The 26672-nt window shown below is 73.7% G+C and carries 24 protein-coding genes; 11 read left to right on the forward strand and 13 right to left on the reverse strand.

Features of this window, described 5'->3' with window-relative positions; all coding sequences use genetic code 11:
- Positions 1 to 29: 29 nt before the first annotated feature.
- The 4 genes from ACV7NM_RS27065 to ACV7NM_RS27080 form a co-directional block, all read right to left on the reverse strand.
- Positions 30 to 497 carry a nuclear transport factor 2 family protein gene (locus ACV7NM_RS27065; protein ID WP_463412711.1) on the reverse strand — a complete coding sequence of 156 codons (468 nt, stop codon included), beginning with the start codon at positions 495 to 497 and terminating at the stop codon, positions 30 to 32.
- Between the two features lie 68 nt (positions 498 to 565).
- Entirely contained in the window at positions 566 to 742 is a 177-nt protein-coding gene (locus tag ACV7NM_RS27070) for a hypothetical protein (protein ID WP_463412712.1), read from the reverse strand.
- A 112-nt stretch (positions 743 to 854) separates the two neighbouring features.
- Positions 855 to 1727 carry an undecaprenyl-diphosphate phosphatase gene (locus ACV7NM_RS27075; protein ID WP_463412713.1) on the reverse strand — a complete coding sequence of 291 codons (873 nt, stop codon included), beginning with the start codon at positions 1725 to 1727 and terminating at the stop codon, positions 855 to 857.
- Positions 1728 to 1775: 48 nt separating this feature from the next.
- Complete coding sequence (locus ACV7NM_RS27080; protein WP_463412714.1) at positions 1776 to 2504, reverse strand: TVP38/TMEM64 family protein; 729 nt, start codon at positions 2502 to 2504, stop codon at positions 1776 to 1778.
- 397 nt (positions 2505 to 2901) lie between these two features.
- Here ACV7NM_RS27080 and tuf point away from each other — a divergent pair, with 397 nt between their 5' ends.
- From tuf to ACV7NM_RS27095, 3 genes are all read left to right on the forward strand, one after another.
- Entirely contained in the window at positions 2902 to 4080 is a 1179-nt protein-coding gene (gene tuf, locus ACV7NM_RS27085) for an elongation factor Tu (protein WP_463412715.1), read from the forward strand.
- A gap of 98 nt (positions 4081 to 4178) precedes the next feature.
- Positions 4179 to 5024, forward strand: a complete 846-nt coding sequence (locus ACV7NM_RS27090) for a patatin-like phospholipase family protein (RefSeq protein ID WP_463414084.1) — start codon at positions 4179 to 4181, stop codon at positions 5022 to 5024.
- A 67-nt stretch (positions 5025 to 5091) separates the two neighbouring features.
- Positions 5092 to 5883, forward strand: a complete 792-nt coding sequence (locus ACV7NM_RS27095) for a spermidine synthase (protein WP_463414085.1) — start codon at positions 5092 to 5094, stop codon at positions 5881 to 5883.
- A gap of 24 nt (positions 5884 to 5907) precedes the next feature.
- Here the strand turns inward: ACV7NM_RS27095 and ACV7NM_RS27100 are convergent, their stop codons facing one another.
- Positions 5908 to 7239, reverse strand: coding sequence for an MFS transporter (locus ACV7NM_RS27100; RefSeq protein WP_463412716.1), 1332 nt, complete (start codon positions 7237 to 7239; stop codon positions 5908 to 5910).
- Positions 7240 to 7309: 70 nt separating this feature from the next.
- Entirely contained in the window at positions 7310 to 8344 is a 1035-nt protein-coding gene (locus ACV7NM_RS27105) for a hypothetical protein (protein WP_463412717.1), read from the reverse strand.
- A 96-nt stretch (positions 8345 to 8440) separates the two neighbouring features.
- Between ACV7NM_RS27105 and ACV7NM_RS27110 the strand changes: the two genes are divergently transcribed.
- From ACV7NM_RS27110 to ACV7NM_RS27120, 3 genes are all read left to right on the forward strand, one after another.
- Positions 8441 to 8893: a DUF4442 domain-containing protein gene (locus tag ACV7NM_RS27110; RefSeq protein ID WP_366080101.1), complete on the forward strand. Its 453-nt coding sequence runs from the start codon at positions 8441 to 8443 to the stop codon at positions 8891 to 8893.
- 174 nt (positions 8894 to 9067) lie between these two features.
- A complete protein-coding gene (locus tag ACV7NM_RS27115) occupies positions 9068 to 11566 on the forward strand; it encodes a beta-glucosidase (protein WP_463412718.1) in 2499 nt (832 codons plus the stop codon).
- 58 nt (positions 11567 to 11624) lie between these two features.
- Positions 11625 to 12290 (forward strand): DedA family protein, encoded by a 666-nt coding sequence (locus ACV7NM_RS27120; RefSeq protein WP_463412719.1) that lies wholly within the window; start codon positions 11625 to 11627, stop codon positions 12288 to 12290.
- 36 nt (positions 12291 to 12326) lie between these two features.
- Here ACV7NM_RS27120 and ACV7NM_RS27125 read toward each other — a convergent pair whose 3' ends face one another.
- On the reverse strand, positions 12327 to 12872 hold the full coding sequence (locus ACV7NM_RS27125; RefSeq protein ID WP_463412720.1) for a gamma carbonic anhydrase family protein: 546 nt from the start codon (positions 12870 to 12872) through the stop codon (positions 12327 to 12329).
- Between the two features lie 132 nt (positions 12873 to 13004).
- Between ACV7NM_RS27125 and ACV7NM_RS27130 the strand changes: the two genes are divergently transcribed.
- A complete protein-coding gene (locus tag ACV7NM_RS27130) occupies positions 13005 to 13805 on the forward strand; it encodes an acyltransferase (RefSeq protein WP_463412721.1) in 801 nt (266 codons plus the stop codon).
- A gap of 33 nt (positions 13806 to 13838) precedes the next feature.
- On the opposite strand, the gene ACV7NM_RS27135 is transcribed toward ACV7NM_RS27130, so the two are convergent.
- Positions 13839 to 14705, reverse strand: coding sequence for an EamA family transporter (locus ACV7NM_RS27135; RefSeq protein ID WP_463414086.1), 867 nt, complete (start codon positions 14703 to 14705; stop codon positions 13839 to 13841).
- Positions 14706 to 14824: 119 nt separating this feature from the next.
- Here ACV7NM_RS27135 and ACV7NM_RS27140 point away from each other — a divergent pair, with 119 nt between their 5' ends.
- On the forward strand, positions 14825 to 15421 hold the full coding sequence (locus ACV7NM_RS27140) for an XRE family transcriptional regulator (protein WP_463414087.1): 597 nt from the start codon (positions 14825 to 14827) through the stop codon (positions 15419 to 15421).
- A gap of 21 nt (positions 15422 to 15442) precedes the next feature.
- On the opposite strand, the gene ACV7NM_RS27145 is transcribed toward ACV7NM_RS27140, so the two are convergent.
- Positions 15443 to 15847 carry a CoA-binding protein gene (locus tag ACV7NM_RS27145; protein WP_463412722.1) on the reverse strand — a complete coding sequence of 135 codons (405 nt, stop codon included), beginning with the start codon at positions 15845 to 15847 and terminating at the stop codon, positions 15443 to 15445.
- A gap of 94 nt (positions 15848 to 15941) precedes the next feature.
- Complete coding sequence (locus ACV7NM_RS27150) at positions 15942 to 16448, reverse strand: DUF3887 domain-containing protein (protein ID WP_463412723.1); 507 nt, start codon at positions 16446 to 16448, stop codon at positions 15942 to 15944.
- 141 nt (positions 16449 to 16589) lie between these two features.
- Here ACV7NM_RS27150 and ACV7NM_RS27155 point away from each other — a divergent pair, with 141 nt between their 5' ends.
- The 3 genes from ACV7NM_RS27155 (at position 16590) to ACV7NM_RS27165 (ending at position 21520) form a co-directional block, all read left to right on the forward strand.
- Positions 16590 to 17216, forward strand: a complete 627-nt coding sequence (locus ACV7NM_RS27155) for a YigZ family protein (protein WP_463412724.1) — start codon at positions 16590 to 16592, stop codon at positions 17214 to 17216.
- A 126-nt stretch (positions 17217 to 17342) separates the two neighbouring features.
- On the forward strand, positions 17343 to 18512 hold the full coding sequence (locus tag ACV7NM_RS27160) for an exonuclease SbcCD subunit D (RefSeq protein ID WP_463412725.1): 1170 nt from the start codon (positions 17343 to 17345) through the stop codon (positions 18510 to 18512).
- Positions 18509 to 21520 (forward strand): AAA family ATPase, encoded by a 3012-nt coding sequence (locus tag ACV7NM_RS27165; protein ID WP_463412726.1) that lies wholly within the window; start codon positions 18509 to 18511, stop codon positions 21518 to 21520. Before ACV7NM_RS27160 ends, ACV7NM_RS27165 begins: the two co-directional genes overlap by 4 nt.
- Positions 21521 to 21670: 150 nt before the next feature.
- Here the strand turns inward: ACV7NM_RS27165 and ACV7NM_RS27170 are convergent, their stop codons facing one another.
- The 3 genes from ACV7NM_RS27170 to ACV7NM_RS27180 all read right to left on the reverse strand — a co-directional run bounded on the left by ACV7NM_RS27170 (position 21671) and on the right by ACV7NM_RS27180 (position 26516).
- On the reverse strand, positions 21671 to 23377 hold the full coding sequence (locus tag ACV7NM_RS27170) for a DUF885 domain-containing protein (protein WP_463412727.1): 1707 nt from the start codon (positions 23375 to 23377) through the stop codon (positions 21671 to 21673).
- A gap of 107 nt (positions 23378 to 23484) precedes the next feature.
- Positions 23485 to 24921, reverse strand: a complete 1437-nt coding sequence (locus tag ACV7NM_RS27175; protein ID WP_463412728.1) for a GNAT family N-acetyltransferase — start codon at positions 24919 to 24921, stop codon at positions 23485 to 23487.
- A 65-nt stretch (positions 24922 to 24986) separates the two neighbouring features.
- Complete coding sequence (locus ACV7NM_RS27180) at positions 24987 to 26516, reverse strand: alkaline phosphatase D family protein (protein WP_463414088.1); 1530 nt, start codon at positions 26514 to 26516, stop codon at positions 24987 to 24989.
- Positions 26517 to 26672 lie beyond the last annotated feature (156 nt).

The raw sequence follows: 26672 nt of genomic DNA on the forward strand, positions 1-26672 counted from the left end.
CACTTCCAGTGTGGGACGGCCGGGCCGCGTCAGCCCGCCGGGTGCCGCCACTTCTCGTGCACGGTTACCCCGGAGAGCCGCCAGCCATCGCGCGTGCGGGCCAGGGAGAAGTCGTAGCGGCCCGCCGCGACGAAGTTGGGGGCGGTGACGGTGGGGTCGGACCCGGCGTGGGCCAGCCGCATGGGGTTGAGGAAGTCGGCCCTCACCCGCGCCGTGTCACCGGGCGCGCCGTCGGTGACCTCCAGCCGGACGAGCCGGTTGACGATCAGGTGCTGGCGTACGGGGAACAGCGTCATGGTCCGCGCCAGCCACCCCGCGACCTCCGCGGCCGGGCCCTCCACCCCGCCGGCGGACCGGTAGTCCGCGCGCCCGTCCGGGGTGAACAGAGCCCGGTAGGCGTCCCAGTCGCCGTCGTCCACGGCCACCGCGTACCCCGAGACCACCTCGTCGATCGCCAGCCGGTCCATCACCGTCGCGAGGTCCACACGCTGCGTCATCGGGTCAGTGTGCGGGCGCCCGGCCGCGACGCCAAGAGGCGTGGCGCGACTTGGTCCCGGCCGGTCCGTCAGCGACCGGAACGCGCCTCCCGCCGGCGCACGACGACCAGGAAGGCGTCACTGTCGAGGTCCATCACCACCTCGGCCGGCACGCCCTCCCGCATCCGCTGGGCCGCGTACTCCTCGGCCGGCCAGCTTCCCCTGGGACTTCCGGCCGGAAAACGCTCCAGAACCACTCGACGCATGGGGCACCCCCTGCTGTTCGCTCTCAGGTCTCTCGTCTCTTTACAGGCACAACGACGCGGAGGCCGTCCGGGAACGTTCCCGGACGGCCTGCGGTTCACGCGAAACGGTGATTCAGCCCGCCGATTCGCCCGCGTGCGGGCTCAGCACGTCCATACTGATCAGGACGATCAGGGCGATGCCGAGCAGGATGCGGTAGACCACGAAGGGCATGAAGCTCTTGCTGGAGATGAACTTCATGAACCAGGCGATCACGACGTAACCGACGAAGAAGGCGATGACCGTGGCGAAGACCGTCGGGCCCCAGGACACCTGGCCCTCGCCCAGCTTCGTCAACTCCATGCCGCCCGAGGCCAGGACAGCGGGGATGGCGAGGAGGAAGGAGTAACGTGCCGCGGCCTCGCGCGTGAAGCCCATCAGCAGACCGCCGGAGATCGTCGCACCGGAACGGGAGACCCCGGGAACCAGCGCCATCGCCTGGCATATGCCGAAGATCAGACCGTCCTTGACACCGAGCTCCTTGAGCGTCTTGCGCTCGCGGACCGCGCGGTGCCTACCGCCCTCCTCGTCGCGCGCCGCCAACCGGTCGGCGATGCCGAGCACGACGCCCATCACGATGAGGGTGGTCGCGGTCAGCCGCAGATCACGGAAGGGGCCCTCGATCGCGTCCTTGAGCGTGACGCCCAGCACACCGATCGGGATCGAACCGACGATCACCAGCCAGCCCATCTTCGCGTCCTGGTCCCCGCGCAACGACTTGTCGAAGAGCGAACGGAACCAAGCGGACACGATCCGCGCGATGTCCTTGCGGAAGTAGATCAGCACGGCGGCCTCGGTGCCGATCTGCGTGATCGCGGTGAAGGCCGCGCCCGGGTCCTGCCAGCCGGCGAACGCCGCGGTCAGCCGGAGGTGGGCGCTGGAGGAGATCGGGAGGAACTCCGTAAGCCCCTGGACGAGACCGAGGATTAGGGATTCGAACCAGCTCATGTCGGGGTGCGCTCGTCCTTGTGATCGTCGGGAGGGTCGCGTCCGATGCTAGGGCCCGTGGGGAACGCCGGTGACCACAGGGGGGTGCCGGGGCGTGAGCCCGCACGCCGCCACCGGTTGGGGCCGGGGCAGGAGGCGGTGCCGCTCGCGCCAGGCGACCGCGGCGGCGACCACCCCCGACACCGCGATGAATCCGAAGGACACGAGGAACGCGGGCGAATCCGGGGAGGCGGCGCTCGCCCCGGCGATCACGTAGGCGGCGGTGTTGGGCACGGTGCCCAGCGCGGTCGCGCACAGGAAGGGCAGCCAACCGCAGCGGGACACCGCCGCGCAGTAGTTGGCTGCCGCGAACGGAACCCCCGGGAACAGGCGGATCGCGAGCATCGAGCGGAAGCCGTGCCGGTCGAGCTGCCCGTCGGCCGCGCGCAGCCAGCGGCCGCGCACCAGGGGCCGCAGCGCGCTACGGCCCAACGCCCGGCCCAGGGCGAAGGAGATCCCGGCGCCGAGGACCGTGCCGGCGACCGCCGCGAACAACCCGAGGACGGACCCGAACACCGCCCCGGCCGCCAGGTTCAGCAACGGCCTCGGGACGAACGCCGCCGTGCACAGGCCGTACACCGTCGCGAACGCCAGTGTCGCCACGCCGACCGGGAGTCCCGGCGGCAGCCCCTGAGACAGCAGCCGCTGGGGCTGGTACAGCAGCACGCCCGCGCCCCCGCCCGCGAGCAGCAGGACGAGCAGCGACAGCCGGGCCCACGGCGAGAGGAGAGGGGGCATCCGGGGAGACTAGCCGAAGGGTCCGCCGCGGCGCCGTCCTCCATCCCAAGCGCGGACGAACGGCAGCCGACGCCCACGAGGCCACGGGGCCGTGCCCCGCGCCGACAGTGACGAAGACCACGTCGCGCCACGGGCCGATCCGCCTCCGCGAAAACCGTTCGACGGCCGGGGCGCCCTGAGGCAGGATCAGGCACATGTCCCGGTACGCCTTCCCCGCAGCGCCGTCCGCAGTCGCGGACGCGCCGAAGGCTGCCGTCCTCGCAGAGGCACTTCCCTTCGCCGCGTTCGACGGCGCACGAAGCTGACCCTTCCCGGATCGTCCGGCGGACCCCGCAGGGGGAGGGTCGGTTCGCTCCGGGGGTCCCGTTTCCAGCTTCACGACACACGGGAAGACATCATGGCCAAGACGGCCTTCGTGCGCACCAAGCCGCACCTCAACATCGGCACCATGGGACACGTCGACCACGGCAAGACGACCCTCACCGCAGCCATCACCAAGGTCCTCGCCGAGCGCGGCGGAGCCTCCTTCGTCCCCTTCGACCGCATCGACCGGGCCCCCGAGGAGGCCCGGCGCGGGATCACCATCAACCTCACCCACGTCGAGTACGAGACCGACACCCGCCACTACGCCCACGTCGACATGCCCGGCCACGCCGATTACGTCAAGAACATGGTGACCGGCGCGGCCCAGCTCGACGGCGCGATCCTCGTCGTCTCCGCGCTCGACGGGGTCATGCCCCAGACCGCCGAGCACGTGCTGCTCGCCCGCCAAGTGGGCGTGAACCACATCGTGGTGGCCCTCAACAAGGCCGACGCCGGGGACCCCGAGCTCACCGACCTGGTCGAGTTGGAGGTCCGCGAGCTACTCACCGCCCACGGTTACGGCGGCGACGACGCGCCCGTCGTACGGGTCTCCGGGCTCGGGGCGCTGGAAGGCGACCCGCGCTGGACCGCGGCCGTCGAGGCGTTGCTGGACGCGGTGGACACGTACGTGCCGATGCCCGTGCGGTACACGGACGCGCCGTTCCTGCTGCCGGTGGAGAACGTCCTCACCATCACCGGACGCGGGACGGTCGTCACCGGCGCCGTCGAGCGCGGCACCGTGCGCACGGGCGACCGGGTGAGCGTGCTCGGTGGCGACGGGGAGCCCGTCGAGACCGTCGTCACCGGCCTGGAGACCTTCGGCAAGCCGATGGAGTCCGCCGAGGCCGGGGACAACGTCGCGCTGCTGTTGCGCGGGGTGCCGCGCGACGGGGTGCGCCGAGGGCAGGTGGTGGCGGCCCCGGGCAGCGTCGTGCCCAGCCGCCGCTTCACGGCCCGGGTGTACGTGCTCTCCGCCCGGGAGGGCGGCCGGACGACGCCGGTGGCCTCCGGCTACCGTCCGCAGTTCTACATCCGCACCGCCGACGTGGTCGGGGACGTGGACCTGGGGGCGGCGACGGTGGCCCGGCCGGGGGAGACGGTCACCATGACCGTCGAACTGGGCCGGGACGTTCCCCTGGAGGCCGGCCTCGGCTTCGCGATCCGCGAGGGCGGACGCACGGTCGGCGCTGGGACGATCACCTCGGTCGGCTGAAGGCCGGGATCGGAGAAGCACCCGGTGTGGTGGCGGCGGTCGGGCTGCGTCAGACTGCCGTCACCACACGGGTGCGACACGACGAGGGGCGGGCGACGATGGGCGGCAGGACGGCACTGGTGCTCGGCGGCGGCGGACTGACCGGAATCGGCTGGGAGACCGGCATCCTGTGCGGGCTGGCCGCGGCGGGCACGGACCTGACCACCGCCGACCTCGTCGTCGGCACCTCGGCCGGTTCCGTGGTCGGCGCCCAGCTCACCTCCGGGCTCCTCACGCCGACAGAGCTGTACGAGCGTCAGCTCGGGGACGCGACCGGCGAGGCGTCGGCGAGGCTGGGCGCCGCCATGTTCGCGCGGTACGCCGTCACGATGCTGCGCTCCCGGGACGCCGCGAGCTACCGGCGGCGGGTCGGCGCCTTCGCGCTGGCCGCCGACACCGGGCCCGAGGCGGTGCGCCGCGAGGTGCTCAAAGCCCGGCTCGTCTCGTACGAATGGCCCGAGCGGCGGCTGGTCGTGACCGCCGTCGACGCGCTGACCGGAGAACTGGCCGCCTTCGACCGGCAGAGCGGCGCCGGGCTGCTGGACGCGGTCTCGGCGAGCTGCGCGGTGCCCGGGGTGTGGCCGCCGGTGACCGTGGACGGCCGGCGGTTCATCGACGGCGGCGTCCGCTCCGCGACCAACGCCGACCTGGCCGAGGGCTACGAGCGGGTGGTGATCGTCGCGCCGATGTCGCTCGGGTCGAAGCTGATCCCCTCGCCCGCCGCGCAGGCCGAGCGGCTGCGCAAGGCCGGGGCGGAGGTCCTGCTGATCACCCCGTCCGCGGAGGCCCGCAAGACGTTCGGGCGCAACGTCCTGGACCCGGCGCGGCGGGACCCGGCCGCCCGGGCCGGGCTGGCCCAGGCGGCGGCGCACGCGCGGGAGGCGGCGCGCGTCTGGGGGGCCTGACAATGGTGGGGTGAACGACGAGCAGATCCCGGTGATCCGGGACGTGGGCCAGGGAACGGCCAAGCTGATGCCGGACGTGGACCGGGAGCGGGCCTGGCTGCTGACCGTCGACGGGGCGCCGCAGTCGTACGTCGACCTCGACGACCCGGAGCACCTGGAATTCGAGTACGTACGTCGCCTCGCCCACGTACTGGACTGCGCGGCGGAGCCGGGTGCGCCGCTGGACCTGCTGCACCTCGGCGGGGGCGCGCTGACGCTCCCGCGGTACGCCGCCGCGACCCGGCCGGGGTCCCGGCAGCAGGTGGTGGAGTTCGACGCGGGGCTGGTGGACCTGGTGGCCGAGCACCTGCCGTGGGGCCGGGATCGCGGGATCACGGTGCACGCCGCCGACGCCCGGGCCTGGCTGGAGGGCGCGCCGGCGGCGAGCGCCGATGTGCTGGTGGCGGACGTCTTCGGGGGCTCCCGGGTCCCGGCGCGGCTGACCTCGTCGGAGTACGCGCGGGAGGCGGCGCGGGTGCTGCGGCCCGGTGGACTGTACGTGGCCAACCTGGCGGACGGGGCGCCGTTCGCCTTCCTGCGGGGGCAGTTGGCGAACTTCGGGGCGGCGTTCGCGGAGCTGGCGCTGGTCGCGGAGCCGGGGGTGCTGCGGGGGCGGAGGTTCGGCAACGCGGTGCTCGTGGCGTCGGATCGGGAGATCCCGGTGGCCGCCCTGGCCCGGCGTTGCGCGGGCGACGCGTTCCCGGCCCGGGTGGAGGCGGGGGCGGCCCTCGCCCGGTTCGTGCGGGGCGCGGCTACGGTGGCGGACGCCCAGGCGGTTGCCTCGCCGGAGCCACCGGCGGGGGCGTTCAGCGTGGGGTAGTCCCCGGGCGCACCGACCCGGGCTTCACCGGACGACGGGCTCTGACGACGGGACGGGCTCCGGTGACCGGGCGGGCTCGGGCGAGGCGGCCGGGGCCGGGATCCGGGCGGCGGCCGGGCGGCGGGTGAGGCGGCGGACGTCCGGGACGGCGAGGACCAGGGCGGTGGCCACGATCACGAGCGTCGCACAGCCCCACAGGGCCGGCGTACGCCCGAAGAGCGTCTCGGCCGGGCCGGCCAGGGCGGTGGCCAGTGGGAGCATCGAAACGGAGCCGAACCAGTCGTAGGCCGAGACGCGGGAGAACTTCTCCTCCGGTATCTCCTGGTGCAGGGTCGTCATCCAGCTGACGCCGAACACCTCGATGGCCACCCCACTGACCAGCATCACCGCGCACAGCCCCCAGATCGGCAGCGGCACCGCGAGCGCCGCCGACGGCAAGGCCATGGGAAAGACGCAGAGCGTGCCGACCAGCAGCAGCCGGCGCGGCTTCCACACCGTCATCAGGAGCGCCCCGCCGATCGTGCCGAGGCCGAAAAAGGCCAGGGCCGCGCCCCAGGGAGCGGGCCCGCCCAGCCGGTCCCGGGCGACGAGGGGCCCGTACACCGCCTCCGCCGCGCCCACGACGGCGACGACCACGGAGAACTGGAGCACGATCCCCCAGAGCCAGGAGCGGCTCCTGAACTCGTCCCAACCCTCGCGCAGATCGGCCCACAGACCGCCGCCGGGAGCCCGGTCGGCGATGTGGCCGACCCTCAGGAAGGCCCGTAGCGCGCCCGCGAGGGCGAAGGCCGCGGCGTCCACCGCCAGGACCCAGCCGGGGCCGATCGCGGCGATCATCGCCCCGCCCAGAGCCGCGCCGCCGATGCCCGCGCCGTTCATCGCCATCCGGAACAGGGCGAAGGCGCGGTTGGCGTGCTCGCCCGAGACGCTGGACAACAGCATGCCCTCGGCCGCGGGGTTGAAGAAGGCGGTGCCCGTGCCGCAGAGCGCGGTGAGCAGCATCATCTGCCACAGCTTCGGGTCACCGGCGAGGACGAGCGCGGCGAAGGCGGCCTGCGAGAGGCAGTTGAGGGCGTTGGCCGCCACCATCACCCGGTGCCGCGGCAGCCGGTCGGCCAGCGCACCGCCTATCAGCAGGAAGAGGACGAGTGGCAGGGTGCGGGCCGCCGCCACCAGGCCGACGTCGCCCGTGCTCCCGCCGGCGTCGAGGACGGCGAAGGCGGCGGCGATCAGTGCCCCGTGGCTGCCGAGGTTGGTGACGACGGCGGCGCCCGTCAGCAGGCTGTAGTTGCGGCCGGCCCACGCGGGCCGGCGGCGGGAGGGCGTGCGGGAAGGGGCGGCGGGAGGAGGACTCACCCCGGGACTATCACCCGCCCCGGACCGAGAATCCAAACGGATTGTCGGCCCGGGGGCGGTGGACGGCAGATCAGCTTCCGGTGAGGCGGACCGAGCTCATGATCTTCTCGTAGGTCTCCTTGGAGACCTCGCCGGGGACGCCCGAGGCCGCGTAGAGCACCCAGACGGCGAAGTCACCGTTCGCGATCTTGTACGCGAAGGCGATGCTCTTGCCGTCCGAGGAGCACTTGTTCTTCTTCGGCAGGCCGGTGGCGGTCGCTGTGGAGAAGCTGCCCTTGAGACCGGAGAGGGTCGTGAAGTCCTTGGAGTCCGTGGACTTGACCGTCTCCTTCGGGTTCGGCGAGTCCTGGGCGTAGGCGGCGTACACCCAGTTCTCGGCGGCGATCCGCGCGGCCTCGGCGGTGTCCTTGGCGCCTTGGGCGCCCTTGGCGCCGGTGCCTGCCAGCTCGGTGGTCTCCTCCTTGCCGTCCTTGTTGGAGTCGACCTTGCACCAGTCCTGCTTGTAGAAGGCGGGCGCCGTCATCATGACGAGCGCGGAGCCGTCGCCCTTCTTGGAGTCCTCGAAGCCGCTGCTCAGGCCGGAGCTCGCGACGGTCCAGTCCGCCGGTACGTCGAAGGCGGTGCCGTGCAACGGGTTGATGACGACCTTCCAGCCCGGGATCACCGGCTTGACCTCGCCGCCGGCGCGCGGGTTCCCGCTCGGGGCGGGCGGGGTGGCCGAACTGGCGGGAGGCGAGGAGACGGCGACGGGCTTGTCGTTGGCCTGGACGGTCTTCTTGTCCCGGGTGAGGACGAACGTCCCGGTGACGGCCGCGGTCACGACCACCGCGGCGGCGGCGACGATGGCCACCGTCTTCGTGGAGTACGGGCTCCTGCCGCGAGCCGGTGGCTGCGGCGCCGACTGGGGCCGGCCCCACGGCTGGACGGGCGGGGGCGTCTGGTAACCCGCCTGCGGGTATCCGTAGCCGGGCTGCGGCTCACCGAATCCCGGTTGCGGCTGCTGCTGGTACGGGTTCGGCTGTCCCTGCTGCTGCTGGTACGGGTTCTGTCGCGCGTCCTGGGGGTCGGGCTGTCCCCCGGGCGGCTGCTGCTGTCCTGGCCACATGGCCGGTAACGATAGTGGGAGGGGCGGACAGTGGCCACGGCCGCCCCCTCGTCCGGTCTGGCCAACCGCCCTTACTCGTGGGTAACATCGCGTGTCATGAGCGCAGAACAGATGAACGTGGGCGAACTGCTCGCCGCGACCGTGCCGATGGCCCGCACCCTGAACCTCCAGTTCCTGGAGACGACCCCCGAGCGCGCCGTCGTCCGGCTGCCCGACCAGCCCGACTTCCACAACCACGTCGGCGGTCCGCACGCCGGCGCGATGTTCACCCTCGCCGAGTCCGCGAGCGGCGCCATCGTCCTCGCCGCGTTCGGGGACCAGCTCTCGCGCGCCGTACCGCTCGCCGTCAAGGCCGAGATCGGCTACAAGAAGCTGGCCAAGGGCGTCGTCACAGCCACCGCCACCCTCGGCCGCCCGGCCGCCGAGGTCGTCGCGGAACTCGACGCGGGCGGCCGCCCCGAATTCCCCGTCACCATCGCCATCCAGCGCGAGGACGAGGCCGTGACCGGGGAGATGACCGTGGTCTGGACCCTGCGTCCCAACGCGTAGCTCCCCTCAGCGGCCCGCGCGGGCGCGGGGCACGGCGGCCGGCCGCCGCAGGGCTGAACCTGGGGTCTCCGGTGGCGCGTCCGGGCACGGGCCGGCGGGGCGCGGGCCGACAGTGGGCGCGGGAGCGGTCCGGCGCGGGCCGCTCCCGTCCGCGCCGACGCCGCAGGGAGCCCCATGAGCGAGCCCGTGTCCAGACGTTCCGCGATGCGGATGTTGGGGGCGGCGGGCGCCGTCCTGGGAGTGACCGGCTGCGCGTCCGCGGCGCCGACCGGCGCCGCGCCCCGTACCGAGGCGCCCCCGCCGGCCGCCGGGAAGACGCTGGGCGCGGCCGGGATCGACGCCCTCATCGCCGAACTCACCCTCGACGAGAAGACCGCCCTCCTGCACGGCGCCCAGGACCCCGCCCCGCTCGGTCAGGCCGGCTACGTGCCCGGCGTACCCCGCCTCGGGATTCCCGCGCTGCGCCTCGCGGACGGACCGGCCGGCATCAGGGTCGCCCGGCCCGCCACCGCACTGCCCGCCCCCGTCCTCATGGCCTGCGCCTTCGACCCGGAACTGGCCCGCGAGTACGGCCGCGTCATCGGCCGCGAGGGCCGGGCGCTCGGCCAGGACGTGCTGCTCTCGCCGATGGTCAACCTGATCCGCACGCCCTACGCCGGGCGGAACTTCGAGACGTTCGCCGAGGACCCGCGGCTGACGGCCGACCTCGTGACCGCGGTCGTACGAGGCATCCAGGACGAGGGGCTGATCGCCACCGTCAAGCACTTCGCCCTCAACAACCAGGAGCAGGGGCGGGACACCGTCGACGTGATCGCCGGCGAACAGACCCTGCACGAGACGGAGCTTCGGGGTTTCGAGGCCGCCGTCGCCGCCGGAGCCGGCGCGGTCATGGGCGCGTACAACAAGGTCAACGGCGTCCACGCCTGCGAGAACAAGGCGCTGCTCGACGAAGTGTTGCGCGCCCGCTGGGGATTCGACGGCTGGGTGATGTCCGACTGGGACGCCACCCACAGCACCGTCGCCTCCCTCACGGCCGGCCTCGACATGGAAATGCCCGGCGGCGCCCACTTCGGCCCGCCGCTGCGCGAGGCGGTACGCGCCGGCACCGTCCCGCGCGGCGCCGTGGACCTCGCCGTACGCCGCGTCCTGACCACGATGGACCGCTTCGGGCTGCTGTCCCCGCACCCACCGGCCCGACCGGTGCGCGACCCCTTCGCCGGCGCCCGGACCGCGCGCAAGGTGGCCGCCGCGGGAGCGGTGCTGCTGCGCAACGAGCACGGCACGCTGCCGCTGGTCGGTGCCTCGGCCCGCTCCCTCGCGGTGATCGGGCCCACCGGCCGGGTGCCCTTCGTCAGCGGCGGCGGAAGCGCGCACGTCCTCCCGGAGCGGGCGCCCTCCCCGCTCACCGCGATCACACGGCGCGCCGGCAACGGGGCCGCCGTCCGCTACGCCCTCGGCGAGGACCTGTACGGCCGGGCCCTCCCGCCGACGCTGCTGACCCCGGCCGCGGACCTGGACGACCGGGGCGTGGACGCCGGACGCACCTGGAGCCACGAGGGGGAGTTCACCCTGGGCGCCGACGACGAGTGGACCCTGCTCGTCCACTACACCGGCAAGCGGCCCTCCGTACGCCTCGACGGGCAGGAACTGTTCCCGGTGCGGCAGGGCGTGGCCGAGTACTTCGCGGGCGGACTGCTCGCCGCCGCCCCCGACGGGCTCACCGTCCGCCGCCACACCCTCCTCCTGAAGGCCGGCACCCACCGGCTCGCGGTGACCGCCGAGGGCGGGGAGAAGGGGCAGCGGTTCCGCCTCCGGCACACCACGAGCGCGAGCCGGGCCGCGGACGTCGCCGAGGCGGTGAAGGCGGCCAAGGAGGCCGCCGCCGTGGTGCTGTTCGCCTACGAGGACGCCACCGAGGGCAGCGACCGCCGCTCCCTCGCCCTGCCCGGCGGCCAGGAGGCCCTCATCGAGGCCGTCACCGCCGTCAACCCGCGCACCACGGTGGTGCTGAACACCTCCTCCAGTACGACCATGCCCTGGCTCGCCCGTACCGGGGCCGTCCTCCAGATGTACTACCCGGGGCAGGAGGGCGCGGCGGCCACGGCCGACGTCCTCTTCGGCGATGTCGACCCGGGCGGCCGGCTCACCCAGACGTTCCCGGCCGACGAGCGGGCGACCCCGGTCGGCGGTGACCCGCTGCGCTACCCGGGCGTGGGCGGGCGCCAGGAGTACTCCGAGGGCGTCCACGTCGGCCACCGCTGGTACGACGCGCAGCACGTCGAGCCGCTGTTCCCGTTCGGGCACGGCCTCTCGTACACGACGTGGGAGTATACGAAAGCGGCGGTGCGGCCGCTGCGCGGCGGACTGCGCGTGGAGTTCACCGTCCGCAACACCGGCCGCCGCAAGGGCATCGACGTGGCGCAGGTGTACGTCGGCCCGTCCGGTGAGCTGAAACCGGACCAGCCGGTGCGCGCGCTCGTCGGCTACCGGCGGCTGACCTTGAGCGCGGGGGAGGAGCGGCGGGTCACCGTTGACGTGGACGCGCGGGCGCTCTCGTCCTGGGACCCGGAGCGGCACGCGTGGGTGCGTGGCACCGGTCCCCGTGAGGTGTACATCGGCCGTTCGTCCCGCGAACTGCCGCTGAGAGGGAAGGCTGTCGTGGCGAGCGGATAGGCTGCCTGTTCGGCGTGTCACAGGGGGCGCGCCGGGGACGACTCTGGAGGACGTACCGGTGCACATCCAGGAATGGCTGGAGACGATCCCGGCGATCAGCGTCTATCTCCTGGTGGGGCTGGTCATCGGCCTGGAGAGCCTGGGCGTTCCGCTGCCCGGCGAGATCATCCTGGTCAGCGCGGCCCTGCTGGCCTCACAGCAGGGGCACATCGATCCGGTGGTGCTGGGACTGTGCGCCATCGCGGGCGCCATCGTCGGCGACTCCATCGGCTACGCGATCGGACGCCGGGGCGGCAAGCCGCTGCTTGAGCGGCTGGGCCGGCGCTTCCCCAAGCACTTCGGGCCGCGGCACGTCGCCCTGGCGGAACGCTCCTTCGAGAAGTGGGGCATGTGGGCCGTCTTCTTCGGGCGGTTCGTGGCCCTGCTGCGGATCTTCGCCGGACCGCTGGCGGGCGTGCTGCGCATGCCGTACTGGAAGTTCCTCATCGCGAACGTGCTCGGCGGGATCATCTGGGCCGGCGGTACGACCGCCGTGATCTACACCGTCGGCATCGTCGCCGAGCCGTGGCTCAAGCGGTTCTCGTGGCTGGCGCTGGTGGCGGCCCTGCTGATCGGGCTCTCGGTGACCTTGGTGCTGCGCTACCGGATGCGCAAGGCGGCGGCCGCGGAGCACCTCGTCGAGGACGAGCCCGCGGCCCAGGCGCCGGCGTCGATCTCGGACTGAGAGCGGCGCCGGACACCCGCCGGCCCCGGGTCCCGATCAGTCCCGCGGGCCCACGGACGCGCGGTGCCGCTCGGCCAGCCCCGTGTACATCAGGGCGTTGACGCGGATGCCCTCGCGCTCCTCCTCCGTGAGCTCCCGCCGCACCTTGGCCGGAACGCCCGCGACCAGAGAGCCGGGCGGCACCACCATGCCCTGGGGGACCAGTGCCTGCGCCGCGACGAGCGAACCGGCGCCGATCACCGCGCCGTTGAGGACGGTCGCGCCCATCCCGATCAGGCAGTCGTCCTCGACGGTGCAGCCGTGCACGACGGCGTTGTGGCCGATGGATACGCGCTCCCCGACGCTGACCGGGAACCCGGGGTCCACGTGGATGGTGCAGTTGTCCTGCACGTTGCTGTCGGCGCCCAGGGTGATCGGCCCGCAGTCGGCGCGCAGCACCGCCGAGTACCAGACGCTGGAGCCGGCGCCGAGCGTGACGTCGCCGACCACCACGGAGGTGGGCGCCGTGAAGGCGGACGGGTCGATGACGGGCTGCTTCCCGCCCACGGCCGCCACGAGTGCCTGGGCCGCCTGCTGTGTCATGTTCTCTTCCCTCGGTTCTCTGTGCTCCGCCGGTGCCGCGCTCACAGCACGGTAGGACACGGGGGCGAGGTCTCGGGCGATGGGGTGAAGATCACGGCGCGGTACCGGCACCCGGCGCGCTACGGTGACCCGGTGCCGAAGAACCAGAACACGTTCTCATCCCTGCGCCGTCGCGTGGCCAACCGCGCCGTCCAGGCCGGGTGGCGTTGGATGCAGCGGGCCGGGGCCGTGACCGCCGAGACGCCCGGACCGCTGCGCTTCGGCGCCATCGGCCACGGCACGCGCCTGGCCTTCCCGCAGGGCACCGTCTTCGGCGAACAGTGGATCCGGCTCGGCGACCACTGCATCATCGCCGAGCAGGTCACCCTGACGGCCGGGATGATGCCCGATCTGGACCTCGGCCCGGACCCCGTGCTCGTGCTGGGCAACGGGGTGGTCCTCGGTCGCGGCAGCCACGTCATAGCCGACACCCGGATCAGCATCGGGGACGACACCTTCTGCGGGCCGGGCGTGTACATCACCTCCACCAACCACAGCTACGACGACCCGCACGAGCCGGTCGGCAGGCAGTGGCCGCGCAGCGAGCCGGTGGAGATCGGCCCGGGCTGCTGGCTGGGTACCGGCGCGGTGATCCTGCCGGGGGCGCGGCTGGGTCGCAACGTGGTCGTGGCGGCGGGAGCCGTCGTACGGGGCGAGGTGCCCGACCACGCGGTGGTGGCGGGGGCCCCGGCGCGCGTCGTGCGGCGATGGGAACCCGAGACGGGCTGGCAACCACCGCTGCGCACCCCGGCGCCGATCCCGATCGCCGACGGCATCACGCCGGAACAACTGCGCGGTCTGGCCGCCTTGGCGGAGGCGCAGGCGGACGCGAAGGCGACGGCCCGAGGGAGCGGCGCGGGCGCGGGCGAGGTCGTGTCGCCCGGCGTGGGGTAGGTCCGCGAGCCGGCCCGGTCTCGAAGAGGCCTCCTAACCGGCGGCCAGCAGGACGGTGCCGGCGAGGGCGAGGCCCGCGCCGGCCGCCTGGACCGGCCGCAGGCGCTCCTTGAGCACGGCGAAGGCGGCGAGTGCGGTGATCACCGGATAGAGCGAGGAGAGCACGGCGGCCACCGTGACCGGGCCGCTCTGGGCGGCGACGGAGTACGTGCCGTTCGCCGCGACGTCCGCGAGACCGACGAAGGCCAGCGCCGGCAGGAGTCGCCACAGCAGGCGCGGGCCGTCGGCCGCCGGCAGGGCGGGCGCGCCCCGCCGCACCTGTACGGCCAAGGCGGCGCCGCCCACGGCCACATTGGTCACGCGCTGCACGAACAGGGCCAGGAAAAGACCGATGACGGTGTGGGAGGCCTCCGAGATGAGGGCCATCACCGCGCCGAAGCCGAACGCGGCGAGCAGGGTGAGCAGCACGGCCCGACGCTGTACCGGCGCTCCGCGCAGTTCCGGGCCGCCGGCCAGGATGATGCCGACGACGGCCACCGCGATCCCGGCGAACTGGCCCGGTCCGGGGCGTTCGCCCAGCGCCAGTCCGGCTCCGACGGGGACGACCACGCCGAGCGACCCGAGCGGGGACACCACGCCCATGGGGCCGAGGGCCAGCGCCTTGTAGAAGCTCAGCATCGCGACCGGCCCGACGAAGCCGGCGGCGACCGCGAACCACAGTTGCGCTCCCGCCTCCCGCCAGGCGCCGGTGGCGAGCACGACGGCGCCGAGCACGGCGACGGCGACGACCTGCGAGACCACCACCACCGTCAGCGCTGGGACGCGGCGCGTCAGCAGCCCGCCGCCGAAGTCGGCGAGTCCCCACAGCAGGGCTGTCGCCAGGGCGAAGAGGACGGTCATGCGGGGGCCTCGCAGTACAGTGTGGTGAACGGTGGGGTGCAGCGTCGAGTACACCACACCGTAGTTCAGTCTGCTGGACTGCGTCATCCAAAATGTTGGACGCGAAGCTGGGGGAACCCGTGTCGGACCTGGAGCAGCTCACTCAAGCGCTCGCGCGCAACCTCAGGCGCTGGCGTAGCGAGCGCGGATTCACCCTGGAGGCGCTGGCGGCGCGGGCGGGCGTGAGCCGCGGGATGATCATCCAGATCGAGCAGGCCCGGACGAACCCCAGCGTCGGCACCACCGTGAAGCTGGCCGACGCCCTCGGCGTGAGCATCACCACCCTCCTGGACCGCGACCGCGGCCCGCGGGTCCACCTCGTGCCGCCCGGCCAGGGAGTACGGATGTGGTCCACGGACGGGGGCAGCGGCGCGACCATGCTGCTCGGCGACGACCGGCGCGGGCCCCTGGAGGTGTGGGCGTACCGGTTGCAGCCGGGCGAGGGCACGGCGTCGGACCCGCACCCGGCGGGAACCCTGGAGATGCTGCACGTCACGGCCGGGCGGCTCACCCTCACCGTCGACGGCGAACCGTACGAGGTGCCGCCGGGCGGGGCGGTCTCCTTCGAGGCGAACGTCCCGCACGAGTACCGCAACGACGGCCCGGAGCCGATGCACATGACCATGGCCGTCTCGATCCCGCCGGTCAGCGGGCACGAGCCGGCGCTCGCGCCCTGACGGGCCCCGCTACAGGGCGCGTTACAGGGTGGGGATCTCGATCGCGGGACACCGGTCCATGACCATCAGCAGGCCCGCCTCCCGCGTCCGCTCGCAGGCGGCCTCGTCGATCACGCCGAGCTGGAACCAGACGGCGCGCGCGCCGATCGCCACCGCCTCGTCGGCGACCGGACCCGCGAGGTCGCTGTTGACGAAGACGTCGACCACATCCACCTCGAACGGGATGTCCCCCAGCGTCGCGTACCCGGGCTCCCCGTGCACCGTCTCCGCCTTGGGGTGTACGGGAACCACCCGCTTCCCGAACCTCTGCAGCACGCGCGCCACCCCGTAGGCCGCCCGCCTCTCGTTGTTCGACAGGCCCACCACGGCCCAGGTGTCCCCGACTTCGGTGAGGATCCTGCGGATGGTCTCCTGGTCGCCGTACACGCGCACCGCCTCCTGCTCGCCCGTCGGACCGGCTCCTGCCGGCCCGTACGGGGGGATCAACGGAAAGGGCGCGTATCGGATTCCCCGACAGGGCCTAGGGGACCGGAACTCCCGTCCGCAGGAAGAACAGGCCCACGATCTGTCCATCCGAATTGAAGGTGACGCGGAAATTGCCGGGCCGCTTCGCCATGTGCAGCGGGACGTCGACCACATTCCCATTGCCGGACGCGACCTGTTTCGGGGCCCCGTGCGACTCGAAGCGACCGAACGCCGTCTGGTAGTCGTTCCAGGACTTCGCGAGGAACTCCGGAGTGGCCTGTCCGCGAAGGACCTCGTCGAAGCGGGCGGAGACGGCCGTGAAGTCGCCCCGTGTCACCTCGTCGAGAGTGGCGAGGGCGAGCCGCTCGTAATCGGGCCGAGCCGGAACCGTCATGGCGGTGGGGATCGCGACGTCCTCGGCGGCGTGGGCCTGTGTCACACCCGGGACGAAACCGCCGATCGGCATTACCGCCTGGGAGGCCAGTAGGGCCGCGGGCGCGACCATGAGGAGCCGCCGCCGCATTCCGTCGCGCGTCATGTCCTTGCCGGGCAGCGAAAACATGGATTTCCCCTTCCCGCGTTCGAGAGGGCCGGATGCGTTCACCGTAGGTCGCCCCAATGGCGGGCGCATTTCGGCCGGCGGTCGGAAGCCCGCGTCACCCGGCCGGCCGGATCGTTCCCGACCACCGCTTAGGGTGGAGCGGTGAAGGCGGACCAGTACGTGACGGTGGCCCGGAAGGGCGTGCACGAGGCGGAGATCAACCGCTCGCGGTTCCTGTGCTCGCTCGCGCCCGCCGCGACGGAGCAGGAGGCTCAGGAGTTCATCGCGCGCGTCCGCAAGGAGCACCCCACCGCCACCCACAACTGCTTCGCCTACGTGATCGGCGCCGACGCCTCCGTCCAGAAGGCCAGTGACGACGGCGAGCCCGGGGGCACCGCCGGGGTCCCCATGCTGCAGATGCTGACGCGGCGCGACGTCCGGTACGCGGTCGCCGTCGTCACCCGGTACTACGGCGGCGTCAAGCTCGGAGCCGGCGGCCTGATCAGGGCCTACGGAGGGGTCGTCGGAGAAGCGCTCGACGCGCTCGGCACCGTCACCCGCCGCCGCTACCGGCTGGCCACCGTCACCGTCGACCACCAGCGGGCCGGCAAGACCCAGAACGACCTGCGCTCCACCGGCCGGACCGTCGTCGACCTGCGCTACGGCTCCGCCGTGGAGATCGAGGTCGCCCTCCCCGAAGCCGACCTCCCCGCCTTCGAGGCCTGGTTGGCCGACAACACCGCGGGCAGCGCCACCCTCACCCTGGGCGGGGAGACGTACGCGCCCTGAGCGCGCGGGTCCCGAGGGGCCCGGGGTGCCGGAGCGGCCGTGGCGCCCCCGGCGACGGGTTAGCGTAGTGGGGGCAACGTGCCGGAGGACGAGCAGGGGGACGGGCATGCGCGGCGAGGCCGGCGAGTGAAGTTTCTGCACACCTCCGACTGGCACCTCGGACGGTCCTTCCACCGCGTCAACATGCTCGGTGCCCAGGCCGCCTTCATCGACCACCTCGTCGCGACCGTCGAGGAGCACCGGGTGGACGCCGTCCTCGTCGCCGGCGACATCTACGACCGGGCCGTGCCCCCGCTGCCCGCCGTCGAGCTGTACGACCGGGCCCTGCACCGGCTCGCCGGGCTCGGCGTGCCCACGGTGATGATCTCCGGGAACCACGACTCCGCCCGCCGACTGGGCGTCGGGGCAGGGCTGATCGAGGGGGCCGGGATATACCTCAGGACCGACCCGGCCGGCTGCTCCGACCCCGTTGTGCTGGCCGACGTACACGGTGACGTGGCGTTGTACGGGCTGCCCTACCTGGAGCCCGCCCTGGTGAAGGAGACCCTCGGCGCGCCGAAGGTCAGCCACGAGGCGGTCCTGGGCGCGGCGATGGACCGGGTGCGCGCAGACCTCGCCGGCCGGGCTCCCGGGACCCGCTCCGTCGTCCTCGCCCACGCCTTCGTCACCGGCGGGCAGCCCAGCGACAGCGAGCGCGACATCACGGTCGGTGGGGTGGAAGCCGTGCCCGCCCGCGTCTTCGACGGGGTCGACTACGTGGCCCTCGGCCACCTCCACGGCTGCCAGAAGATCGACGAACGGGTCCGCTACTCGGGTTCCCCGCTGGCCTACTCCTTCTCCGAGGCCGACCACCGCAAGACGATGTGGCTGATCGAACTGGGCGCGGCAGGGCAACTCGTCACCGCCGAGCGGATCGACACACCCGTACCGCGCGCCCTCGGCCGGCTCCGCGGACGGCTGGAGGAACTGTTGCGGGACCCGGCCCTCGACGCCCACGAGGACCGCTGGATCGAGGCCACCCTCACCGACGCCGTCCGCCCCCAGGACCCCATGGCCCGTCTCGCCGCCCGCTTCCCGCACGTCCTCAGCCTCGCCTTCGAACCCGAGGGCCGCGAGAAGGAAGGCGCGGCCTCCTACGCGCAGCGGCTGAAGGGCCGCACCGACCAGGAGATCGCCGAGGACTTCGTCGCGCACGTCCGCGGCGGCGGCCGGGCCGACGACGCCGAACGGGCCGTGCTGCGCGGCGCCTTCGACGACGTACGCACCCAGGCCGTGGGCGAGGAGACCCTCCTATGAGGCTGCACCGGCTCAAGGTCACCGCCTTCGGGCCGTTCGCCGAGCCCCAGGAGATCGACTTCGACGCCCTCTCCGGCGCCGGGATCTTCCTGCTCCACGGACCCACCGGCGCGGGCAAGACCTCCGTCCTCGACGCGGTCTGCTTCGCGCTCTACGGGGCGGTGCCCGGCTCCCGCCTCCCCCACCTCACCAGCCTGCGCAGCGACCACGCCGCTCCCGACACCGTGACGGAGGTCACCCTCGAACTGACCGCCGCCGGCCGCCGCCTGGAGATCACGCGGCGACCCGAGCAGGACCGGCCCAAGAAACGCGGCACCGGCACGACCAGGGACCGCGCCCAAAGCCTGCTGCGCGAACGCCTCGACGGGTCCTGGCAGGGGCTCAGCCGCTCCCACCAGGAGATCGGCGAGGAGATCGAGCAACTGCTCGGCATGAGCCGCGAACAGTTCTGCCAGGTGGTGCTGCTGCCGCAGGGGGAGTTCGCCCAGTTCCTGCGGGCCGGCGCCGAAGCGCGCGGCCGGCTCCTGGGGCGGCTCTTCGACACCCGCCGCTTCGCCGCGGTCGAGACCCTGCTCGCCGAGCGGCGCCGTACGGCCGAGGCCAAGGTGCGCGCGGGCGACGAGCGCGTCCTCGGCGTGGCCCAGCGCATCGCCCAGGCCGCCGGGGACTGCGCCGACCTGCGGGCCTGGCCGCTGCCCCGTCACCAGCCCGGCGACCCCGGACTCGCCGAGGCCGTCCGTGCCTGGGCCGCGGTCGCCCGCTGCGCCGCCCGGGAGCGGCTCACCGTCGCCGAGTACGCGCTGGCCGCCGTCGAGAGCCGGTACGCGGCCGCCCGGCGGGCCGCCGAGGAGGCACGGGAACTCGACCGGTTGCAAAGCCGCCACACGGAGACCCTGCGCCGGGCCGCCCTGCTCGACGCCGCCGGGCCCGAGCGGGAGCGGGTGCGCGCCCTGCTCGACCGGGCCCGCCGCGGCGCCCTCGTCGCGCCCGCACTGGAACTGCGCGGGGCCGCCGCCGCCGCGCACCTGACCGCCGCCCACGCGCAGACGCTCGCCCTCGCCGAACTCCCGCCCAACCTGGCCGAAGCGGGAGCCGAACAGCTCGCCGCCTTCGAGCAGCGGCTGCGGGAAGAGCTCGGAGCGGTCGGGGCGGCCCGGCGGGCCGAGCAGCGCAGTGCCGAGATCGGCCGCGAGCGGGCCACGCTGGACCGGGAGTCCCGGGACGCCGAGGAGCAGCGCCAGGAGTCCGCCGAGTGGCTCGCCCGCTGGGAGGACACCCGCGCCGAGCTGGCCGGGCGCGTCGAAGCCGCCCAGCAGGCCGCCACCCTCGTCGAGCAGCTCGCCGCCCGGCTGGAGCCTGCCCGGCTGCACCTGAACGCCGCCCGGCGGCGCGACGCCCTCGCCGCCGACGCCGAGGTCGCGGACGCCGCGCTGCTGCGGCTGCGCGAGGAGTCCGCCGCCGCGCGGGAGAGCTGGCTGGAGCTGAAGGAGGCCCGGCTCAGCGGGATCGCCGCCGAACTGGCCGCCGCCCTGGTGGCGGGGGAGCCCTGCAAGGTGTGCGGATCGGCGGAGCACCCGCTTCCCGCGCGTCCCGCGCCCGGGCACGTCGACCGGGCCGCCGAAGACGCCGCCCACGCCCGCTTCGAGCAGGCCGAGGAACGGCGCGGCGCCGCCGAGCGGAAGCTGGCCGCCGTCCGGGAGGCCGAGGCCGAAGCCGCGGCCGCCGCCGGGGAGGCCACCACCGCCGAACTCCTGGAACTCACCGGCGACCTGAGCGCCCGGCACGCCGCCGCCCACGCGGAGGCGGCCGGCCTGCACACCGCCCGCGAGCGCCTGGCCCGCGCCGAGCGCGAGTACGCCGCGCGCAGCGCCGACCGGCTCGAGGCCGAGCGCCGGGCCGCCGCCAGGGCCTCGCGACGGGAGGCCCTGGACCGGGAGCAAGGCGCGCTGGAGGCCGAGCTGGCCCTCGTACGGGGCGACGCGCCCAGTGTCGCGGCCCGCGCCCGCGTCCTGGAGGAGCGGGTCCGGATCGTCACCGGGGCCGCGGCCGCGCTGCGCCGCGCCGAGGCGACCGCCGCTCGACTCAAGGAGGCCGACGACCAACTGGCCGACGCCTCGTTCAAGGCCGGGTTCGACACCACGGGAGAGGCGGCCGACGCCGTACTGCCGGAATACGAACGCACCGCCCTCCAACGCCGGTTGGACGCCTGGCAGGCCGAGGAGGCCATGCTGGCCGACCGGCACGCCGAACAGGACACCGCTGCGGCAGCGGCCCTGCCGGCCGCCGACCCGCGGGGCGCCGAGGAGTACGCGGCCGCCGCGGCGGCGAAGTTGCGGGCGGCCGGTTCGGCCGTCGACGCCGCCCGCGTGAGCTGCGCCGAGCTGGACCGGCTCTCGCGGCAGGCGGAGTCGGAACTGCGGGCCCTGGGTCCGTTGCGCGAGGAGTACGACCGGGTGGCCCGGATGGCCGGGCTCACCGCCGGCACCTCCGCCGACAACGAGCGCAGGATGCGGCTGGAATCGTACGTCCTCGCGGCGCGCCTGGAGCAGGTCGCGGCGGCGGCGACGGTACGGCTGCTGCGCATGTCCGGCGGCCGCTACACGCTGGTCCACTCCGACGCGCGGGCGAGCGGACGGGGCCGTTCCGGCCTCGGACTGCACGTCGTGGACGCGTGGACGGGCAGCGAGCGGGACACCGCCACCCTGTCCGGCGGCGAGACCTTCTTCGCCTCGCTCGCCCTGGCGCTGGGGCTGGCCGACGTGGTCACCGACGAGGCGGGCGGCATGCGCCTCGACACCCTCTTCATCGACGAGGGCTTCGGCAGCCTCGACGACCAGGCACTGGACGAGGTGCTCGACGTACTGGACTCCCTGCGCGAACGCGACCGCAGCGTCGGCATCGTGAGCCACGTCGCCGACCTGCGCAGCCGGGTCCAGGCCCAGCTGGAGATCGTCAAGCAGCGCGGCGGCTCGGTGGTGCGCCACCGTCTGGCCGGGCAGGCGGGCTGACCGGCGGCCCTCCCTCACGGACTCGGCGGCCGGCGGGGGAGCGGCGAGGAGCCCGCCTGGGCCACCAGGTCAAGGAGACGCTCGGCGGAAGCGACGGGCCGCTCGTCCCTCGCGGGCGGCGAGCGGCCCGTGCGCGTCGCTCGGCTCAGTTCACAATTTCGACAGCTCGTCCACCAGGTCGTCCAGACCCAGCGAGCCCTGGGACAGCGCCGCCATGTGCCACGCCTTCAAGTCGAAGGAGTCGCCGTGCGCGGCGCGGGCGTTGTCCCGGCCCAGCAGCCAGGCGCGTTCGCCCAGCTTGTAGCCGATCGCCTGCCCCGGCATCGACAGGTAGCGCGTCACCTCGCTCTCGATGAAGTCCTCCGGCCGGCCGCTGTGCAGGCCGAAGAACTCCTGGGCCAGCGCCACCGTCCACCGCTCGCCCGGGTGGAACGGCGAGTCCGCCGGGATCTCCAGGCCCAGGTGCATGCCGATGTCGACGATGACCCGAGCGGCGCGCATCATCTGGCAGTCCAGGTAGCCCAACCGCTGCTCGGCGTCGCGCAGGTAGCCGAGTTCGTCCATCAGGCGCTCCGCGTACAGGGCCCAGCCCTCGACGTTCGCGCTGACCATGCCGACGCCGGCCTGGTAGCGGGAGAGCCGGTCCGCGACGTGCGTCCACTGCGCGAGCTGGAGGTGGTGGCCGGGAACACCCTCGTGGTACCAGGTGGACACCAGGTCGTACAGCGGGAACCGGGTCTGGCCCATGGTCGGCAGCCAGGTGCGACCCGGGCGAGAGAAGTCCTCGGAGGGGCTGGTGTAGTACGGAGCCGCCGCGCCGCCCGCGGGCGCGATCATGGACTCCACCTTCTTGACCCGCTCGGCGAGGTCGAAGTGGGTTCCGTCGAGGTTCTCGATGGCCTCGTCCATGATGCCCTGCAGCCAGGCACGCACCTCGTCGACGCCCTCGATGTGGGTGCCGTGCTCGTCGAGGTGCCTGAGCACCTCCCAGGGACCCGCACCCGGGAGGATCTTCGCCGCCTCCGTCTTCATCTCGGCCAGCAGCCGGTGGTATTCGGCCCAGCCGTACGCGTAGGCCTCGTCCAGGTCCAGGTCGGTGCCGTTGTAGTACCGAGCCCAACGGGCGTACCGCTCGCGGCCCACGGTGTCCGGGCGACCCTCGACGGCCGGGGCGTACACGTCGCGCATCCAGTCGCGCAGCTCCACGACGGAGGCGGTCGCACCGGCCGCGGCCTTGTCCAGTTCCGTGCGCAGTGACTCGGGGCCGGCCGCCGCGAACCCGCCGAAGAAGTCCCCGTCCGCGTCGGTGTCCTGGCCCGCCCAGGTGGTGAGCTGACCGACGAAGGTGGCGGTGGCGCGGGGGCCGGCGTACAGGCCGCGCTCCAGACCCGACCGGAGGCTCTCGCGGTAGCCGGTCAAGGCCTCGGGAACCGCGCGCAGCCGCCGGGCGATCGCCGCCCAGTCGTCCTCGGTCGCGGCCGGGGTGAGGGTGAAGACCTCGCGGACCGCGTGCGCCGGGGAGTGGATGTTGCTGACCGAGCGCAGGTCCTCATCGGCCTCGTACACGGCGATCTCAGCCGTCAGCCGCTCGCGCAGCAGGCGCCCGCAGCGCCGCTCGACGTCGGTGTCCGCGCCGGGCAGCCGCTCGGCGACGTCGAGCCGCGCGAGGGTGACGCGGGCGAGCTCGGCGACGGCGGCGCGGCCGGCCGGGGAGAAGTCGGGGAGCTTGTCGGAGCTGGAGGTGTCGCCGAGGTAGGTGCCCATGATCGGATCGATGGCGATCAAGTCGTCGACGTAGGCGTCTGCGACCTGGCGGGGAAGCCGGGAGGCGCTGTCATTGTGGAGGGTGTCTGACATGCGGCCATCTTCGTACGGGGCACCTCCCCGCGTCATCACCGTTCGCTCTCGGCCTGCTTACAGGTCCTGCTCGCATGTTCGCGGGGCCTGTTCGCGGGGCCGGCCGGTCAGTTCCGGTGGCGCCGGGCCTCGTGCGCGGGACGCCCGCGAGGGACCTCGTACGGGACCCGCGAGGTGACCGGAGTCGCGCCCAGCCGGGCCGTGATCACGAGCGTGCCCTCCTCGATCTGGTAGTCCAGCGGGAGGCCGAGGCCGCGCATGGCGGCGACCATGCCGGTGTTGGAGGCCTGGGTGACGGCGTAGACGCTGTCGCAACCGGCCTCGACGGCCATCGCGATGAGGCGGCGCAGCAGCTCGGAACCGATGCCGCGCCGCTGCCAGTCGTCCTCGATGAGCAGCGCCACCTCGGTCTCGTCGCCGTCCCACAGCAGGTGGCCGAGGGCGACGAGCTTGCCCGAGGCGGTGGTCGCGGCCAGGGTGCGGCCGAAGCGGGGGCTCAGCAGGTGCCCGAGGTAGCGGTCGGCGTCGGCGACCGGGCCGTGGTAGCGCAGGCCCAGGGTCCGCTCGGAGCAGCGGTCGTGCATGGCACGGGCGGCGGCCAGGTCGGAGCCGTCGGCGCGGCGCACGGTGATCTCGTTGCCCTCGGGCAGGGTCAGTACGTCCTGGCTGCGCGGCACGCGCGGGCCGAGGCGGGCGTCGAGCTCGACCAGGGCCCGGGCGCGGGCGAACTCGGTGGGCGTGAAGGGCAGGTAGGGGCGCTCGACGGTGATGGCACCGCCCGACGGGTCGCGCAGCCGCATCACCGTCGCCTCCAGTACTCCCTCGACCGGGGCGTCGGCGCCCGCGTTGGGGCGGCCGGAGAGGGTGGTCGCGGGGATCGAGTGGATCGTGCAACGGCCGAGCAGTTGGCGCAGGGCCAGGGGGAGTTCGGCGGCGTCCAGGGCGGTGCGGGTGGCCAGGCCGAGGACCCGGGTCGGGGTGTCGACCAGGTCGTGGGCGTCGGCGCGCTCAATCCAGGTGCTGTGGCCGCCCGCCCCGGAGATGGCCCGGGTCAGGTCGGCGGAGGGCAGGCGCTGGGGGGCGCGGAGCAGGAACTCGTCGACGGTGCCGCCCTCGGGCAGCGGGTGGGTCTGGAGGGTCAGGATGTCCACGCCGTTGCGGGCGAGGGCCGAGCAGAGCGCGGCCAGGCTGCCCGGTTCGTCGCGCACCGTCGTCCGCATCCGCCACAGCGCGGCGGTGGTCGAGGCGGGGGAGGGGTCGGCGGGAGAGGAGGAGGCGGCCCGGCCGCCGACGGCCGGGAGCGCCGGACCGGGCGGCGGCGCATGGCTGTGGCGGCGCGCCCACCACGTGTGGAAGGCCGCCGTGATCAGCAGGGCGACGGCCGAGGCCACCAGTAGTACGGGCCCCCGGGGGCCGTGCGCGACGAGATTGGCGATGCCGTCGGCGACCGCGACGGCGCAGAACAGGGCAGCCAGTTCGACGAGGTCACGGCGCCAGTGGTGGCGGTGGGCACGCTGGGCGGAGGCGGGGTTACGGTCAGTCATGCACACCACTGTGACGCAGGGGTGTTGCGTGACCGCGAACGATCTGTGACCGACTGGTTAAGCCGCTAGGCCTGTCCCACGCGCCCGGGCTGAAGCGTCGTGGTGAAGAGTACGCCGCCGCCGTGGCGGCGCAGGCGGACGGTGAGTTCACCGCTGCCGCCGTCGATCGACACCTCCCCGTAGTACGGGGGGTTCTCCGCCGGGGACATGTTGGCGACCGGCGCCGACTGGACGTACGCCGTGCGCGGGCCGAAGGTCGCGTCGAGCCGGCCCGCCGGGAAGCCGCCCGCGCCGATGGGGCCGGAGACGAACTCCCAGAACGGTGCGAAGTCGGTGAAGGCGGCCCGCTCCGGCGCGTAGTGGTTCGCGGCCGTGTAGTGGACGTCGGCGGTGAGCCACAGGGTGCCGGTGATGCGCCGGTGCTTGATGTGACGCAGGACTTCCGCGATCTGGAGCTCGCGGCCGAGCGGGGCGCCGGGGTCGCCCTGCGCGACCGCCTCGAAGTTCGCGGCGCCGTCGGGGACGACGATGCCCAGCGGCATGTCGGCGGCGATGACCTTCCAGGTGGCGCGGGAGCGGGACAGCTCGCGCCTCAGCCACGCCGACTGCTCGGCGCCCAGGATGCCGATCGGGTCCTCGGTCTGCGTCCCGGGGGAGTTGGCGTCCCGGTACGTCCGCATGTCCAGGACGAACACGTCGAGCAGCGGGCCGTACCGCATCACCCGGTACATCCGGCCCTCGGCGCGGCCACCGCGCAGGTCGGTGACGGGGAAGTACTCGCCGAAGGCCTGCCGGGCCCGCGCGGCGAGGGTGTCGACGTCCTTGACGGTGTAGCGGGGGTCGTCAAGGATCTGGCCCGGGTACCAGTTGTTGCGCACCTCGTGGTCGTCCCACTGGGCGAGCACCGGTACCTGGGCGTTGAAGTCCCTGAGGTTGCGATCGAGCAGGTTGTACCGGAAGTTCCCGCGGAACTCGGCCAGTGTCTCGGCGACCTTGCTCTTCTCCTCGGTGGTGACGTTGCGCCACACGCTGCCGTCGGGGCGGGCGACGGAGGCCTGGATCGGGCCGTCCGCGTAGATCGTGTCACCGCTGAACAGGAAGAAGTCGGGGTCGCGCAGCCGCATCTCCTCGAACACCCGGTATCCGCCGAGGTCGGGATTGATGCCCCAGCCCTGGCCCGCGAGGTCCCCGGACCACAGGAAGCGCACGTCCGCGCGGCGTGAGACGGGCGTGGTGCGGAAGGTGCCGTGGACCGGCTCGCCGGTGCGGCGCGGGTCGGCGGGGTCGGCGAGCAGCACCCGGTAGTGGACCTGCCGTCCCGGGGGCAGGTCGCGCACGGTGGTGGTGCCGGTGAAGTCGGTGGCGGACCCGAGGAAGGGGCCGTCGTGGCGGCGCACGCCGTAGCGGAACGATTCGCTCGGGGAGGTCTCGACGTACATCCGCGCCGGGCGGTCGGAACGCGTCCAGACGGTCGCGGAGTGGGCGGTGATCTCGCCGGACTGGGCGCCCCACGGGGCGCTCGGCCGGCCGGACAGGGCGAGGGCCGGCGCCTTGCGGGTGACGGCGAACGCCGGTGCGGCGAGCGCGCCCGACAGGCGAGGCCGACCGGAACGGCGAGCGAACTGCCGAGCACGGACCGTCGGGTGTGCGGCGTGGGTGCCATGGGATGTCTCCAGGGGCCGGCGGGGGCGGGCCGGACCAGTGTGCCGCCGCACACCGGCCCGGCCGCGTCGCCCACACGAACCGCGGGT

Source organism: Streptomyces sp. Tek67B01 (assembly GCF_055231995.1).

What these genes read in the sequence shown, in the direction of transcription:
- ACV7NM_RS27135 (WP_463414086.1), bottom strand. Translation starts at nt 14,705, where the DNA reads ATGACCGTCCTCTTCGCCCTGGCGACAGCCCTGCTGTGGGGACTCGCC.
- tuf (WP_463412715.1), top strand. Translation starts at nt 2,902, where the DNA reads ATGGCCAAGACGGCCTTCGTGCGCACCAAGCCGCACCTCAACATCGGC.
- ACV7NM_RS27125 (WP_463412720.1), bottom strand. Translation starts at nt 12,872, where the DNA reads ATGACACAGCAGGCGGCCCAGGCACTCGTGGCGGCCGTGGGCGGGAAG.
- ACV7NM_RS27150 (WP_463412723.1), bottom strand. Translation starts at nt 16,448, where the DNA reads ATGTTTTCGCTGCCCGGCAAGGACATGACGCGCGACGGAATGCGGCGG.
- ACV7NM_RS27105 (WP_463412717.1), bottom strand. Translation starts at nt 8,344, where the DNA reads ATGTGGCCAGGACAGCAGCAGCCGCCCGGGGGACAGCCCGACCCCCAG.
- ACV7NM_RS27095 (WP_463414085.1), top strand. Translation starts at nt 5,092, where the DNA reads ATGCCGGACGTGGACCGGGAGCGGGCCTGGCTGCTGACCGTCGACGGG.
- ACV7NM_RS27065 (WP_463412711.1), bottom strand. Translation starts at nt 497, where the DNA reads ATGACGCAGCGTGTGGACCTCGCGACGGTGATGGACCGGCTGGCGATC.
- ACV7NM_RS27170 (WP_463412727.1), bottom strand. Translation starts at nt 23,377, where the DNA reads ATGTCAGACACCCTCCACAATGACAGCGCCTCCCGGCTTCCCCGCCAG.
- ACV7NM_RS27075 (WP_463412713.1), bottom strand. Translation starts at nt 1,727, where the DNA reads ATGAGCTGGTTCGAATCCCTAATCCTCGGTCTCGTCCAGGGGCTTACG.
- ACV7NM_RS27090 (WP_463414084.1), top strand. Translation starts at nt 4,179, where the DNA reads ATGGGCGGCAGGACGGCACTGGTGCTCGGCGGCGGCGGACTGACCGGA.
- ACV7NM_RS27080 (WP_463412714.1), bottom strand. Translation starts at nt 2,504, where the DNA reads ATGCCCCCTCTCCTCTCGCCGTGGGCCCGGCTGTCGCTGCTCGTCCTG.
- ACV7NM_RS27110 (WP_366080101.1), top strand. Translation starts at nt 8,441, where the DNA reads ATGAGCGCAGAACAGATGAACGTGGGCGAACTGCTCGCCGCGACCGTG.
- ACV7NM_RS27175 (WP_463412728.1), bottom strand. Translation starts at nt 24,921, where the DNA reads ATGACTGACCGTAACCCCGCCTCCGCCCAGCGTGCCCACCGCCACCAC.
- ACV7NM_RS27115 (WP_463412718.1), top strand. Translation starts at nt 9,068, where the DNA reads ATGAGCGAGCCCGTGTCCAGACGTTCCGCGATGCGGATGTTGGGGGCG.
- ACV7NM_RS27070 (WP_463412712.1), bottom strand. Translation starts at nt 742, where the DNA reads ATGCGTCGAGTGGTTCTGGAGCGTTTTCCGGCCGGAAGTCCCAGGGGA.
- ACV7NM_RS27165 (WP_463412726.1), top strand. Translation starts at nt 18,509, where the DNA reads ATGAGGCTGCACCGGCTCAAGGTCACCGCCTTCGGGCCGTTCGCCGAG.